This window comes from Vibrio sp. V33_P6A3T137, assembly GCF_009904835.1.
In the GTDB taxonomy this organism is placed as follows: domain Bacteria; phylum Pseudomonadota; class Gammaproteobacteria; order Enterobacterales; family Vibrionaceae; genus Vibrio; species Vibrio metschnikovii.
The window spans coordinates 18,348-32,240 of the sequence record NZ_WXWK01000122.1 but is presented as its reverse complement, the minus strand read 5'-3'; the positions used below and the strand labels follow the sequence as shown (position 1 = coordinate 32,240).

Below are 13,893 nucleotides of genomic sequence, written 5' to 3'. Positions count from 1 at the left end.
TTACTACGCAGTGATATTTCAAACATTAACAATGAATATAATTCTGATCCAGCGACACCAAATCAGGTGATTGTTTATACACCCGATGCCGAAGAACAGAAAATTGGTTTATTTATTCAAAACGAAATTGCTTTTTTTAATGGTAATCTGATTGTAACACCTGGTTTACGTTACGATTCATTCAGTACTGATCCTGGCGATAATGCGGGAAAAGGACTATCCAAGTTTAATGATTCTGCCATAACCGGGCGATTGGGTACTCTTTATCGTTTAGATCCAAACAGTGCAATTTTTGCGCAAGTGAGTCAGGGGTTGCGCTCACCTAACTTTACCGAGCTCTACTATACCTTTAGTAATCCTGCTCATGGTTACGTTAATGAACCCAATTCAAATCTTAAGTCTGAAAAAAGCCTTTCTTATGAGCTAGGCTATCGCCACAATAACGATTTTTCCGCGACAGATGTCTCACTATTTTATAGCAGCTATGATGATTTTATAGAGCAGGTAGTGACTAAGGTCGAATCGAGAATAAACTACTACTCTTATATCAATTTACGTGAAGCGACTATTAAGGGCGTCGAATTATCTAATCAGTTAAAATTAGATGAATTATTGAATGCTCCACGAGGATTGACGACTCGACTAGCAGCGAATTATACCGAAGGTAAAGATGGTGATGGACGACCTCTCAATAGTATCAATCCATGGAATGTTGTGGCAGCTTTAAATTTTGATGATCCAGATTCAACATGGGGAACGAGTTTAAAGCTTAATTATACTGCGGGAAAATCAAACCGTAATATTAATAATGATAAAGCAACTGGTGGTACAGAGAATCAAGTTGAGTTATCTAGTTCAACTATTTTTGATATTACAGCTTATTATAAACCAATCAAAGACCTGACTTTGACTGCTGGTATATTTAATGTTACAGATAAAGAGTACTACCGCTGGAATGATATTAGAGGTAAGAATATTTTAGATAATGATTATTCTCAAGCGAAGCGTAATTTTGCAATTACGGCAAAATATGAGTTTTAATTATTAAAGTAAAACGTTATTTTGCTCTACCATAGTTTTAGATTGTCTTCTGACATCTGAAACTATGGTATTGCATTGACTAATTCTGCCCAAAACATTCATCTGACATATCTCAATCTAAACTCTTATTCATTGAAATATAAAACTTTACATCAAGTTTTACCCCTTCGGCTCAAGTCGTTATCTTTTGTAAATGATAATGCAATTGATAATTGATATTGTTTAGTTGTTGGGTAATAATCTCCCCATTAAGGCGCTTAGTTTTGATTTGGAGCACGACGTGAATTTCCCCAGATATTGTGTTGCGGCGATACTTTCACTTGCCATTCATGGAACCCTGCTGTTGATGGATGATGAAGCCAAAGTTTTTGCTATGCCAGCTGGGAATCAATCGACCTCGGTATCGCTCAACTTTGTTGCTCAACCTCAAACTGTACGTCATGAGCTGCCAGTGTCATCGCCAGCTGAAGCTAAACAGCAGAGTAAGCCGAATACGCCTAAGCCAGAGCAGAAAAAGCCTCAAGAAGCGAAAAAGGTAGTAAAGCCCGAGAAGCCCTCTCCTGTGACTCAACCATTGGCGAAAAAAACAGCGCCGCCATCATCGTTAGTCAAGGAAGAATCGACTAATCAGTTGCAAGAGAATAAGGAGCCAGCTCCAGCGCCCAGTCGTAGTGGGGTAACCAATCAACCTACGCTTGTGGAAACGCCCTCATTTCTTTCGCGCCCAACACCGCCTCACTATCCAAGGCTGGCTCAAAAGCGCGGTATTGAGGGGGTGGCGTTATATGAAGTATGGCTGGATGAACATGGCCGACAAATTAAGCAAATTTTACTCTCTTCATCGGGGGCTCAATTGCTCGATCAGTCGGCGCTGAATGCGATTAAACAATGGCAATTTTCACCTTACACGGTGAATGGGCAAACCATGGCTCACCGTGTGCAAATCCCTGTACGTTTTAAATTGGAAGGATAATGGAACTACTGACTCAACTTGAGCAAGAGCTTGGCCTGATGGCTTGGCCACTATTTTTGTGCTCTCTTTTCGCGACGATGATTATCGTTGAACGTCTAATCCAAGTGTTATTTACCCTTGGGGCCAGTCGAGGTTCGATTGGTGCGGCGCTTAATCAAATTTCCCCGATGCACAGCGATCAAATTGAAGCGTTAGCAGAGGAGTTATCGACTAAGCGGTCACTGCTTTACAAAGGGGTCGCGATGCTGTTGGCTCATCACGATTTTTCTAAAGGGCTACGTGAAGATACGGCGGGGATCTGGCTTCAAGATAAGCGCCATCAGCTTCATTCCGGATTACGATTATTATCCCTCATTGGTGCGATCAGTCCATTACTGGGTTTATTAGGTACGGTACTCGGATTAATTGAAATGTTTAAAGGTGTCGCGCTTTCGTCTGGCAATATTACACCGAATGATCTCGCCGATGGATTAGGGATTGCGATGCGCACCACGGCAGCAGGTTTATTGATTGCCGTTCCTGCGATTACCGCAGCTCAATTACTTGGTGCATGGGCAGATAGAGTCATGGCGAAACTTGAGCATACTTTAAACTATGTCAATCTATGGCTTGAAGGGGTGTCGCTACAGCATGACTGCAGCACTAAAAATGCGCGTTGCAGCCACGCCAATGATGTCGTTGAAAAAACAGCGGTCAATCCATCATGATTAAAACGCCGCCAACGACAGAATCCTCATTGATGCCAGATTTAACGCCATTATTGGATATTATCTTTATTGTTATGGTGTTTCTACTGCTGACTGCAGCGGTTAAGTTTACGTCATTAGACGTGTCTTTACCGAGCACCGATTCATCTGTGGTCAGTGAAATCAATACCCAATCCATTACTGTGAATATTTTGGCTCAACAGCCGTATTGGGCAATTGATGGTACCACTTATGTCGCTTGGCAGGATTTTACAGAGGCATTATTAAAGCGCAGCAAAACCAGCGAACAGCCGATTGTGATTGCAGCGGATAAAACCGCTCAAGTACAGAATTTGGTCAAGTTACTGGCATTTTTACAAGATAATGGCATTGCCGCGACACAGCTTTTGACTGATGACGATTAACGTAGAGTTTGAAACTGGTTGCGAAATGCTTTTGGCGTCATCGCTTTAATGGTTTTAAATTGGCGATTAAAGTTAGAGAGATTGCTAAAACCAGTTTTCTCTGCCACTAGGGCAATAGGGAGCGAAGAGCTGGCCAACAGCTCGCAGGCTTTACCAATCCGAAACTGTTTGAGATGCTCAGAAAAACTCATCGAATAGTGTTTTTCAAATAAGCGATAGGTCGAACTTTCACTCATGTGCAGTGTGCGGCATAAATCGGTTATTTTGATTGGTTCGGCAAAATGGCTTTCGATATACTGCTTGGCGAGATGAACTTTTTTATGTGCTTCACTGTCGGCGCTTAATTGCGATAATCGATAGGCTGAGGCCGATAAGCGCCGTGCATTTTGATCTTCGGCCATGATCAATAACGATTCAATGACGCGTAAAGCTTGATAAGAATGGTCTAACATTTCAATGCCACTTAACTGCTTAGCAATACGTTGTGCCGTTGCACTACAGAGCTGTAAGCCATAAGCTGAACCTTCAAGTAAACGCTTGATAGGCTGAGTTCGAGGCAGAATAGTTTGAATCTTATCAACCCACTCTTGTTTAAACCATACGATGGTTGAATGTAGCGCTTGCGCTTGTTTGTGGTGTAGGCGTCCGGTGATCATATGCGGTAAGCCGGGCCCGTATAAAAGCAAGGTGTGATTATCCACAGTACCGCTGGCGTCTCCTGCAAAATAATTGCCCTGAAAGTTATTGTTCGGATTGTGATAGAGCACCAATTCATATTCCGTATGGTAGTGCCATGGACAAGAAAATTCCTCAGTATTAGCTTGGCAATGATAATGACGGATGAGCCAATCGCAGCTTGGATCCTGTAATACATTTTCAATCAAAGGGCGCATTGGGTCTCTCCATTTATTTTCTTTGATCATAAAGGCTTGGTCTTTTCTGTCAAATAGTGTGTTTATTTTGACGGATTAGTATTAAAAGAGGCTGGAATATCATCATTTATCTTATCGGATTTGATTACACTAGCGGCGTATTCCCTTGCAACTTACAGCAATCATGTCAATAAGCTTGGGTAGATTGTGGCCTTGTAGAGTGACTCGTTTAGAGTTATTTCCTCCCATTGGATACGTTGAAATGTATAAAGATAAAACCGCCTTGCTATTTATCATGACCGCTTTAGTGACGGGATTATGTGGGGCTTTTTTCTACCCATTATCGAGCTTATTTATTGTTGAAGCACTCGGCGCATCACCGATGATGCTGAGTCTGTATATGGTGATGGCAGTAGTGAGTTCCGTGGCGGTGTCGCAGTGGTTAGCCAGACAATCGGATCGGCACTGGCAACGCAAAGTGATTTTATTGGTGGCACTTGGCTGCTATTTGATCACTGTGGTCAGTTTTACCCTCATTCGCAGTTATTGGTTAGCGATTGTTGTGGTGACCTTATTTGGTAGTGTCAGTGGGGCGTCATTTGGTCAACTGTTTGCTCTAGGGCGGGAATACGCTGATCGCCATGTGACAGATAAAACCACCTTTCTTGCCACGATGCGCGCTGGGATTGCGATAGCTTGGGTGTTTGGCCCTCCTTTGGCATTTATGCTCAAAGCCAGTTTTGGTTTTAATGCAGCATTCAGTGTTTCTGCTGTGATTGTGACGATTGCTATTGTGCTGATTGCTAAATATTTACCGAAAGGTGTTGAAAAAGCGTCAGCCTCAGATCCTGCTGCCGCGTTATCATTACCCAAGCAAGGTGCGGTAAAGCGGCTTATCGTTTTATATTGTATGACGATGGTGTTTACCTTTGCAGCGAATAATTTATACATTACCAGCATGCCGTTGTATCTTTCACAAGAGTTGCTCGTTCCTGCTCATTGGTTAGGATTATTGTTTGGGATGGCGGCGTTATGTGAAATACCAATCATGTTGCTGGCTGGGAAATTAGCGCAGCGTTTTGGTACGACTCAACTTCTGTGCGCGGGTATAATCAGCGGGATGGCGTTTTATTTGATTATGCTAACCAATACAACCTTCACCACTTTATTATTAGCGCAAATCCTTAATGGCTTTTTTATCGGTGTCTGTGCAACCTTAGGCATGGTGGTATTGCAGGATATGATGCCTGATCGTTTGGGGACGGCATCAACCCTGTTTTCCAGTATTCTTAGTATCAGTTCATTAGTGGCGAGTGTGGCATTGGGTGTCGTGGGCGAGTTGTTCAATTATTTTAGTACGCTGTATGTCTCGCTGATTGGCGCTGCGGCGGCATTAATTTTGCTGAGAGTTTTTATGGGGTTAGCCGCAAAACATGAGCAGCGCGCTAGCGTTACTTCTAACGCGCTGAACTAGCCTTAATGAAGGTAATCATTAAAGCCAAAGCTTGAATGGCAGATTAACGAGAGGCTTTTTGGTTACGTTGCTGGGCTTTACGGGCTAACTTTTCAGCCCGTTTTTGTTCGATAATCTGCGCGGTATCGCTGCCAATATGCGCTTCACCGCGCTGCTTAGCTAACTGCACCTGTTTTTCTCGCTCACGAAAGCGTGCCAGTTGCTCTTCGTTATGAGTGCTAAAACATTGTGGACAGCTAACCCCTTGTTCAAACTGTTCGCTCTGTTTGTCTTGTTCGGTGATCGGTAAGCGGCAGGCATTACAGATTTGGTAATCACTTTCTTGCAATCCATGACCAACCGCGACACGGCCATCAAAGACGTAACAATCACCTTGCCATAAGCTCTCTTGCTCTGGCACTTCCTCTAAGTATTTTAAAATGCCACCTTCGAGGTGATAAACTTCTTCAAATCCTTGCTCTTTGAGATAAGCGGTGGATTTTTCACAGCGAATGCCGCCAGTACAAAACATCGCTACTTTTTTATGTTTCTCAGGATCGAGGTTTTGTTTTACATACTCGGGAAACTCACGGAAAGTCTCGGTATGCGGATTTTGAGCATGCTTAAAGGTGCCAATTTGGATCTCGTAATCGTTACGAGTATCGACGACTAACACTTCAGGATCGGAAATCAGTGCATTCCATTCTTTCGGCTTCACATAAGTGCCGACCACATGGCGAGGATCAATACCTTCAACCCCCATCGTCACGATTTCTTTTTTGAGTTTGACTTTGCTGCGCTGAAAAGGCTGCTCTGAAGCTAAAGATTCTTTATAAACGGTTCCTTTGAGGCAAGGCTCTGTATCCAGCCAAGTAATTAAAGCATCAATGCCTTCTCGTGATGAGGCAACCGTGCCGTTAATCCCTTCGCTAGCGAGTAATAATGTACCGCGGATATGATGCTTTTCCATTAGCTCAAGCATTGGAGCTCGTAGTGTTTGGTAATGGTTAAGCTCGACAAACTTGTACAGAGCACAGACAACATAGTGACTCATTGGAAACCTTTTAAAAACCGTATAAAGAGTTGGCGCGTAGTATAGCGAAGCATGGCTTGTACAAACACGGATAGTTTATAGGGGTATAAACGGCGCTTTCGGATAAAAATAGCGACAATTGGATGAAGATTATACAGACTGAGACGAGCAGAATTGGCTCAATAGCCATTAATACTCATCTTGTTCAGAAATTTCGTATGTTATTGTCAGTTTATATGGGTTTCCATCACAATTTTTTTCTCTAAACTAAGCGTTATCTTAGGAAAGACAATAACTCTTTGTCTAAATTGAATCGTTGAATTTATTGAGGAAAAGACATGAAATCACTCATTACCAAGCTTGTTGAATCAAAATCTGGTTACAGTACACTGGCTTTACGTATCCCGATTGGGATTGTTTTTATGGCACATGGCGCACAAAAATTATTCGGCTGGTTTGGTGGTTATGGCTTAGAAGGTACCGGACAGTGGATGGCATCGATTGGTTTAGGCCCGGGTATGTTGATGGCATTTTTAGCCGGCAGTGGTGAGTTTTTTGGTGGTTTAGCCATTTTACTGGGTATTTTGACTCGTCCTGCTGCAGCGGTACTCTCTGTAACTATGTTAGTAGCTATTTTTGCGGTGCATTTTGAGCATGGTTTATTCATGTCGAATGGTGGTTACGAATTTGCATTAGCTTTATTGGCGGCCAGCGTGTCGTTAATGATGTCTGGTTCGGGTAAATTGAGTATCGATCAGATTATTTCTCAACGTCTGCGTGGCTAAGTTAGTGTATCGGCCTCAAGGCTGGTAATGAGTATCGAGATTGATAAAATGCCGACTTGGTACAAGTGCGGCATTTTTTGTTGTTTAGTTTATATCGAGGTTTTAAGTGCGACTGGGTAAGTGAAGAAAATAAGATGGATAAAATTAAATAAGAAGTGCAATAGCACGGCAACCCACAAACGACCACTGCAATAATAGATCGCACCATAAAGAGCACCAGCTAAGATGGAAAATAGTACTAAAGTGACGCCTCCAGCTAGGTGGGCTAAGCCAAATAGACTACTCGCAATAATAATACCTAAACCAAATCCCCACTTATCCGTTATTTTTTGTTGCAAATAGCCGCGGAAGAACGCTTCTTCTGCAACGCAGGTCAACAACGCATTATTAAGAGCAAATAACCACCACCATGTAGGGAGCGTTAACTCTGGTTTAATCGCACCGAATCCCCAAGCAAGCAATAACAAACTAAATAATGGTAGTGAAAGTAAAACCACTTGCCGCCAAGGAATGCGCTGCTGATGACCTAATAGGGTAGGATAAGCCAGCAGAAGGGCAAAGAAGATCATCGGTTTATCGAGATTAAGATAGAGATTGAAAGGGACACTATTCGGTCCCGCCAGTACCCCATCTAAGACTTTAGGGTTTTCAAATCCTGGGATAATGTGTAACAACAATAAGCCGCACCAAACGAGCAAAGTACACTGTGCGACGGTTTGCCAACGCTTGGCGAGCGATGGCGTGTAATACGCGAGTATCAGCCCTAGTGAAACATACAAAAACGCGAGACTAGAGAGGCGTCCTATGAACCATGCTCCAAGCAGTGAGAGAGCGAGTAACGAGAAGGTGAGTAAAAGACGTTTTTGAAAGCCCACGATTACGGCCAGCAACAAGGGTATCCAAATCCATAAAGAGGGATGAATTAACATAAAAATATTCTTAACGTGTGGTTTGTTATTGAATGTTTATAGGGTCTGTTGACCCTTTGCGATTAAAACGTTTTTAGCTGAACCCTTCGGGCTGCGTTTATGGTTCCTTTCTACGGCGTTATCGGCTTCTCAGGTAGAATAACTACATTTCTCGGCCTTGTATAAAGAAGCCACAAATTGCTGAAAAATCAGCTCAAAAGGTCAGCGGACCCTAAGTATAGAGAATGATTAGCTATCATCATATTCTACCAGTGAGCTGAGGTTTATTCGCTAGGTTGAGGTTGTAAGGCACCATAATTATGGTGCCTATTTACACTGTAAAACTTAATTGAGTTTGACCAAAGCAAACTGTTTCTTACCGCGTTGTATCACGTAATAGCGATCAAACAAGGCAAACTGACTACTGAGCTGTTCTTGATCCATACGCTCACCATTAATACGAATCGCACCATTGGCTAACCACTCGCGGGCTTGACGTTTTGAGCTAGCTAATTGAGTAACCAACATCAACTCAATTAGGCTATCCGCGTTATCTGTCTGATAACAAGGCAGCCCATCCAGTTCCAACTGCTGCAACTCAGCTAAACTCAGTTGGTTCATCTCACCTCGAAATAGCGCTTGAGTGATGCGCTGCGCGCTTAATAAGCCTTCTTCACCGTGTACAAAGCGAGTTAACTGTTCAGCTAACACTTGTTGAGCTTGTGGCTTACCCGTACTGGCTTTGTCTTGTTGCTCAATGGCTTCAATGTCAGACAGTGACAAAAAGGTGTAGTAGCGTAGGAAACGATACACATCAGCGTCATCGGTATTGAGCCAAAATTGATAAAAGGCATAAGGTGAGGTTTTGTTACTATCGAGCCAGATAGCCCCACTCTCTGTTTTACCAAACTTAGTGCCATCTGATTTAGTGATCAAAGGTAGGGTTAAACCATGAACCACTTGATTATTAAGCCGGCGGGTAAGGTCGATTCCGCTAACAATATTACCCCATTGATCATTACCGCCAATTTGTAATTTGCATTGATATTGTTGATTCAAATGGGCGAAATCAAATGACTGTAAAAGGGAATAGCTAAATTCAGTAAACGAGATCCCCTGATCTGGACGGTTTAACCGTTGCTTGACCGATTCACGGTTGATCATCGCATTGACGGAGAAGTGCTTACCAATATCACGGAAAAAGTCGATCACATTGATTTTTGTAATCCAATCTGCGTTGTTGACACAAAGAAGTGGCTGAGTCAGATGTGGTGTCATCACTTGATCAATTTGCTGAGCTAAATCATTGACCCATTGCTGAACGGTGGTTGATGGGTTCAATGTTCGCTCTGCGGCTTTAAAGCTGGGGTCGCCAATCATCCCCGTTGCGCCACCAATCAGAGCAATGGCGGTATGCCCTGCATCTTGAAAACGCTTCAACATTAATAAAGGCACTAAGTGACCGATATGTAAGCTGCCAGCAGTGGGGTCGAAGCCACAGTAAAGCGTTTGTGGACGGTTCAAAAGCTCGCTGAGCTCGTCGATAGGCGTGCTTTGTGCCATTAAACCTCGTTGGGCTAATTCATGTAGAAAATGTGCTGAGTTCATACTGCCTTTCATCTTTTATAGACTGGATTTAGCCAGAATACGGATAAAACCCATCAGAGACGATGTCCCTAAAGGGATAGATAGGGCAATTTTATCGATGAGAGGAAATAATCGCTGACGTAAAGCTGATAGGGCGCGTTAACTCAGCTCTCAATAGCCTTTGGTGATCAAATGGTTTAAAAATAATTGGAATAATTCACTTAATGATGAGATTTGCAATTGCTGGTAAATACGTTTGCGGTGGTTTTTTACCGTCCCGTGACTAATGCTAAGCTGCGCGGCGATTTCTTGAGAATCGAGTCCTTGAACCAATAACGTAGTGATTTGTTGCTCGCGAGGAGTCAGACAATCGGTGGCAAAATCAGCGATCGCTGCTGCTACCCAGTGGCGTAAATCATGCTCTGATTGACTGTTTTCTGCCAGAAATAATGCTTGTGTGCCCCAATGTTGGCGGCATAACGCCTGCAAAACCGTAAAACTCTGCTTTAAGCCATTAATTTGTTGTTGTGAAATAGGTTGATCGGTTTGTAGCATGCCTAAGTAGATAACGATCCAGCGATTATCCTCCAGATCGACGGCAATACAAACTTCATCTTGCCAACCGGTTTTTTGATAAAAATCGACATGATAATTTTCCTGTAATGGATTGACGGGCTTAAACTCGCTACGTTGTAAAACACCAGTTTGTTGTTGCTCAACGATCGCGACGTAAAAGGGATCATATCGATACGAATGGGTTAAATAGTGCTGAAATAGTAATTGACGTTGTGAGGGTAGTGAATCATAAAGATAAATCGGATGCTTATCTTGGCGATAGCCTAGGATCACGGCGCAGTCAAAAGTGACAAAGCGCTTAAGCAGTTGGATAAACTGGGCGGTAAACTGGGGTGTTTTTAACGCGGCGATGACCTCGCCAAGCGTTTGATATTCTTGAGTCTTCATACTATAGAATCAATTTCTATTTGGCAGGGATTGGCGTATTTCATCCAGTCCGCCGGCATCATGGACATGAGTAAACCCTTGTTTAATCAAATGTTGTTTAGCGATATTAGAGCGGTTACCGGTGCGACAATAAAGCACGATAGGTTGGTCTTTGGCAAATTGGGTTAAGCCAGAGTTCATAATTTCACTTAGTGGAATATGCTGAGCGGAGTCAAGATGCCCTTGCATAAATTCTTGTTCAGTTCGAACATCAATCAACACTGCGCCTTCAGCGATCATGGACCAAGCCATTTCAGCGCGTGGTGAAGCGCCAGCGGTTCCAGATAAGAGAACGCCAATCAATAGCGCTATTCTAGTCAAGCGTAAAACGTAACGTCGCATTGTGCTCTCCAATCAAAATGATAAATTAAGTGTTCACCCGCTCTGTTTGCCTATGCTCATGGGGATTGACTCACTGGCCGCCTACCTGCAACGTCAAGTCGTTTGGGTATACTTATATACGATAGATGGGTTCGTTATTTCAATCATTTCGCAACAGTATGCCTATTTTGCTATTTTTATTCCATAGGGTGTGATTACCTGTTGCGCCAAGTGGTTTGGTAATGACGATTCAGTCGTATGATGTGGCTGGATTGTGCTATGTACATAGTGATTTTGTGGCTTAGCTCTCCCCCGTGATAAAAAGGGCTAAGTTTTTTTGTTGATTAGCCGTTAAACTAGAAACACTTTTCGCTTTAGAGACAGATAAGGACATACTCATGAAAAAGTACTTTCCAACCTTAAGCTTAGCGGCTTTATTGTTGGCTGCTGCTGCCCCCGTTTATGCTCAATCTACCCCTTTTAATATGACGGCTAGCGCTGGTCCTACACAAGTGTCTTACGGCGGACAAAGTGCCACGGGTTATCAATGGCAAGTGCGAGGCTCCTACCGCTTAACCCCACTAAGTTCAGTTAACTTAGGCTACGGTGAAACGCACGCTGATTTAAAAGACAAAGAGGGTGAAAAACACGCCTATAAAGCCTATACAGTGCCTCTAACGATGACGCTGCGCCATCGAATGCAGATTGGTGATGTGTATTTGCGAGCGGGTGGTCAATACTATAATCGAACCTATAAAGACATTGAAAGTGATGGGTTTGGTTTGACCGGAGCCGTAGGGGTCAATCTGAATAATATGGATGGTTCGAATTTTTCTCTAGAAATCGGTTACAGTACTCAAGGTAGCGCGGATTCAACCTCAATTACCATCGGTGCTGGGATTGGATTCTAAGCTTATTGGTTGAGCTTGTTATTCAGATAGTGATTTCCCATAGTATCGTACCGACCGAGTCACTAACCTCGACGTCATACTCGCTATACCCAAACGACTTGGCGTTGTAGGTAGGCGGTAAGTGAGTGAATCCCCATGAGCATAGGCAAACGATGTGATTGGAGTGAACGAACGTCGCCAACACCGCTGCTGCTTCAGTATGAAGGGTATCAACAGCGAGGAGTGTCGAGTTTATTTTTTACAAATAAGCCAATTTGGTGATGATAAGTTATCACGACGAGATATTGTCAGTTCACCGTGATTGATTCTTCAGCATGAAGTTTTTTGATTATCGCATCAATCGGCATCGCTCTTGCGTAGACATACCCTTGAATTAAAAACACACCTTGTTGAGCAAGGTAATCGACTTGGTTGATGGTCTCTGCGCCTTCTGCGATTAACTCAATATTGACCGCTTTTGCTGAAGCAATAATCGAGTCTAGCACGCTCTTTTTCACATCATCGGTTTCTATCGTATCAACAAACATTTTGTCTATTTTTATGCTACGAATATGCAAATGTTGTAGATAAGAAAACCCCCCATAACCTGTACCGAAATCATCGATTTTAAACTGGTAACCTTTGTTCATCAGTAGGGCAATTTCCTCACTCGCGACGGCTAAATCGTTGATCGGAATACGTTCTGTTAGTTCAAACTTCATGCGTTCAGATTGAGGCCAATTCAGAGAACGTAGCAGAGTAGAAAGATGACGCTTTTCAATATGCTCAGCGACCAAATTAATGCTAACCCAATGTGACACTGGTAACTGCTCTAAATCACGTAAGACGATCTTAATGATTTGATTGGTGATTTTAATGATTAATCCTGTGCTTTCAGCGGCATGAATAAATAAATCTGGGGCGATCAATTCTTGCCCTTTTTGCCAACGCAGAAGTACTTCGTAACCGACAATTTTCTTAGTTCGGCTATCGATGATGGGTTGATAATAGGGAAGAAACTCGTTATCTCGAATCCCTTTTTCAATTAAACCCTCAATTGAATTCCGGTAGTTTCGCATAATCCAATAGCCGCCCATCAGTAAACCACCAAATAAAAGGCTCAATGGCGTACCCCAGATCAATAGGTTATGTTGTACATACTGTTGTAAGGCTCGACCTGCCCATAGAGCTTGTGTATTAGCGGCTGCAATGCCTTGTACTGATACGTTCAATGAATGAGCGTTAGCTTCGTTGAGAATGGCTTCATCGCCTCTTTGAACTAATAATACAGGATGATCTTGATTGACAAATCGCGCTTCATAATAAAAGCAGCCGGAACAAGGTTGATTAAGTTTACTCTGTGTCCAACTACTATCCAAAACCCAAATCGCGGTGTTACCTTTTTGAGAAAACTGGATCATTAGTTCACTTTCTGTACCGGCAATGTCTGGTGTTGCCGCGAGAGAAAATACCGCGGTTTCTTTATTACTATTACCTAGGTCATTGAGTGCATTCAGTTCTAATGGATACCCAAGAGTTGAGCATTGTGTCCCCTCATTGGTTGCTATACCCATAAAACGAATATAACGACTGTAATAGTGAGGATCGCGAATCACTTGCCAGTCATGAGCGCTACAGTCAAATTGCAGTTGTTTGATCTGCTGTTGGATCATGGTTTGTAACTCGTTACTACGTAGGGTCAAATAACGTTCTATTTGAGATTTTTTTTGCGTCAATAATAAGTTGGTAGCGTAAGCGCTAATCAGTGGGAAAGTGGCAAAATAAATCAAAAGTGGCAGAAGCAACAAAGAGAAGGCGCGTTGTCTTGTGCGATTGACTGGCAAGATCTTCATCCCTAAAACGGTCGTGTGTTTACATTACTTTAGCACTCTTTGTGTCACCCTCAGGTGTTATCTG

At 42.8% G+C, this 13,893-nt stretch carries 14 protein-coding genes; 7 read left to right on the top strand and 7 right to left on the bottom strand.

What is annotated here, in order from left to right; all coding sequences use genetic code 11:
* The 4 genes from CAG60_RS11770 to CAG60_RS11755 form a co-directional block, all read left to right on the top strand.
* Nucleotides 1-1,041: TonB-dependent receptor domain-containing protein (locus CAG60_RS11770; protein WP_161438994.1), on the top strand; the 1,041-nt coding region annotated here is incomplete at its 5' end.
* Between the two features lie 280 nt (nt 1,042-1,321).
* Entirely contained in the window at nt 1,322-2,014 is a 693-nt protein-coding gene (locus tag CAG60_RS11765; protein ID WP_161438993.1) for a TonB family protein, read from the top strand.
* Nucleotides 2,014-2,721, top strand: a complete 708-nt coding sequence (locus tag CAG60_RS11760) for a MotA/TolQ/ExbB proton channel family protein (RefSeq protein WP_161438992.1) — start codon at nt 2,014-2,016, stop codon at nt 2,719-2,721. The genes CAG60_RS11765 and CAG60_RS11760 overlap by 1 nt, the downstream gene beginning before the upstream one ends.
* On the top strand, nt 2,718-3,125 hold the full coding sequence (locus tag CAG60_RS11755) for an ExbD/TolR family protein (protein WP_040905279.1): 408 nt from the start codon (nt 2,718-2,720) through the stop codon (nt 3,123-3,125). The genes CAG60_RS11760 and CAG60_RS11755 overlap by 4 nt, the downstream gene beginning before the upstream one ends.
* On the opposite strand, the gene CAG60_RS11750 is transcribed toward CAG60_RS11755, so the two are convergent.
* Nucleotides 3,122-4,018 (bottom strand): helix-turn-helix domain-containing protein, encoded by an 897-nt coding sequence (locus CAG60_RS11750; protein ID WP_161438991.1) that lies wholly within the window; start codon nt 4,016-4,018, stop codon nt 3,122-3,124. The two genes, CAG60_RS11755 and CAG60_RS11750, sit on opposite strands and share 4 nt — an antisense overlap.
* Before the next feature lie 241 nt (nt 4,019-4,259).
* On the opposite strand from CAG60_RS11750, the gene CAG60_RS11745 reads away from it, so the two are divergent.
* Complete coding sequence (locus tag CAG60_RS11745; protein ID WP_161438990.1) at nt 4,260-5,471, top strand: sugar efflux transporter; 1,212 nt, start codon at nt 4,260-4,262, stop codon at nt 5,469-5,471.
* A gap of 43 nt (nt 5,472-5,514) precedes the next feature.
* Here the strand turns inward: CAG60_RS11745 and trhO are convergent, their stop codons facing one another.
* Nucleotides 5,515-6,504, bottom strand: a complete 990-nt coding sequence (trhO, locus tag CAG60_RS11740) for an oxygen-dependent tRNA uridine(34) hydroxylase TrhO (RefSeq protein ID WP_161438989.1) — start codon at nt 6,502-6,504, stop codon at nt 5,515-5,517.
* A 317-nt stretch (nt 6,505-6,821) separates the two neighbouring features.
* On the opposite strand from trhO, the gene CAG60_RS11735 reads away from it, so the two are divergent.
* Complete coding sequence (locus CAG60_RS11735) at nt 6,822-7,268, top strand: DoxX family protein (protein ID WP_154170911.1); 447 nt, start codon at nt 6,822-6,824, stop codon at nt 7,266-7,268.
* 89 nt (nt 7,269-7,357) lie between these two features.
* On the opposite strand, the gene CAG60_RS11730 is transcribed toward CAG60_RS11735, so the two are convergent.
* The 4 genes from CAG60_RS11730 to CAG60_RS11715 all read right to left on the bottom strand — a co-directional run bounded on the left by CAG60_RS11730 (nt 7,358) and on the right by CAG60_RS11715 (nt 11,107).
* Nucleotides 7,358-8,197 carry a CPBP family intramembrane glutamic endopeptidase gene (locus CAG60_RS11730; protein WP_161438988.1) on the bottom strand — a complete coding sequence of 280 codons (840 nt, stop codon included), beginning with the start codon at nt 8,195-8,197 and terminating at the stop codon, nt 7,358-7,360.
* 324 nt (nt 8,198-8,521) lie between these two features.
* A complete protein-coding gene (gene tyrS / locus CAG60_RS11725; protein ID WP_161438987.1) occupies nt 8,522-9,784 on the bottom strand; it encodes a tyrosine--tRNA ligase in 1,263 nt (420 codons plus the stop codon).
* A gap of 150 nt (nt 9,785-9,934) precedes the next feature.
* Nucleotides 9,935-10,726: a response regulator transcription factor gene (locus CAG60_RS11720; protein ID WP_161438986.1), complete on the bottom strand. Its 792-nt coding sequence runs from the start codon at nt 10,724-10,726 to the stop codon at nt 9,935-9,937.
* 9 nt (nt 10,727-10,735) lie between these two features.
* Nucleotides 10,736-11,107, bottom strand: a complete 372-nt coding sequence (locus CAG60_RS11715; RefSeq protein ID WP_161438985.1) for a rhodanese-like domain-containing protein — start codon at nt 11,105-11,107, stop codon at nt 10,736-10,738.
* A 377-nt stretch (nt 11,108-11,484) separates the two neighbouring features.
* Between CAG60_RS11715 and CAG60_RS11710 the strand changes: the two genes are divergently transcribed.
* Complete coding sequence (locus tag CAG60_RS11710) at nt 11,485-11,997, top strand: outer membrane beta-barrel protein (protein ID WP_072670998.1); 513 nt, start codon at nt 11,485-11,487, stop codon at nt 11,995-11,997.
* A 287-nt stretch (nt 11,998-12,284) separates the two neighbouring features.
* Here CAG60_RS11710 and CAG60_RS11705 read toward each other — a convergent pair whose 3' ends face one another.
* Nucleotides 12,285-13,820, bottom strand: coding sequence for an EAL domain-containing protein (locus CAG60_RS11705; protein WP_332401450.1), 1,536 nt, complete (start codon nt 13,818-13,820; stop codon nt 12,285-12,287).
* Between the last annotated feature and the right edge of the window lie 73 nt (nt 13,821-13,893).

Coding starts and splice junctions, on each gene's coding strand:
- CAG60_RS11760 (WP_161438992.1), top strand. CDS start 2,014: ATGGAACTACTGACTCAACTTGAGCAAGAGCTTGGCCTGATGGCTTGG.
- CAG60_RS11755 (WP_040905279.1), top strand. CDS start 2,718: ATGATTAAAACGCCGCCAACGACAGAATCCTCATTGATGCCAGATTTA.
- CAG60_RS11750 (WP_161438991.1), bottom strand. CDS start 4,018: ATGCGCCCTTTGATTGAAAATGTATTACAGGATCCAAGCTGCGATTGG.
- CAG60_RS11745 (WP_161438990.1), top strand. CDS start 4,260: ATGTATAAAGATAAAACCGCCTTGCTATTTATCATGACCGCTTTAGTG.
- trhO (WP_161438989.1), bottom strand. CDS start 6,504: ATGAGTCACTATGTTGTCTGTGCTCTGTACAAGTTTGTCGAGCTTAAC.
- CAG60_RS11735 (WP_154170911.1), top strand. CDS start 6,822: ATGAAATCACTCATTACCAAGCTTGTTGAATCAAAATCTGGTTACAGT.
- CAG60_RS11730 (WP_161438988.1), bottom strand. CDS start 8,197: ATGTTAATTCATCCCTCTTTATGGATTTGGATACCCTTGTTGCTGGCC.
- tyrS (WP_161438987.1), bottom strand. CDS start 9,784: ATGAACTCAGCACATTTTCTACATGAATTAGCCCAACGAGGTTTAATG.
- CAG60_RS11720 (WP_161438986.1), bottom strand. CDS start 10,726: ATGAAGACTCAAGAATATCAAACGCTTGGCGAGGTCATCGCCGCGTTA.
- CAG60_RS11715 (WP_161438985.1), bottom strand. CDS start 11,107: ATGCGACGTTACGTTTTACGCTTGACTAGAATAGCGCTATTGATTGGC.
- CAG60_RS11710 (WP_072670998.1), top strand. CDS start 11,485: ATGAAAAAGTACTTTCCAACCTTAAGCTTAGCGGCTTTATTGTTGGCT.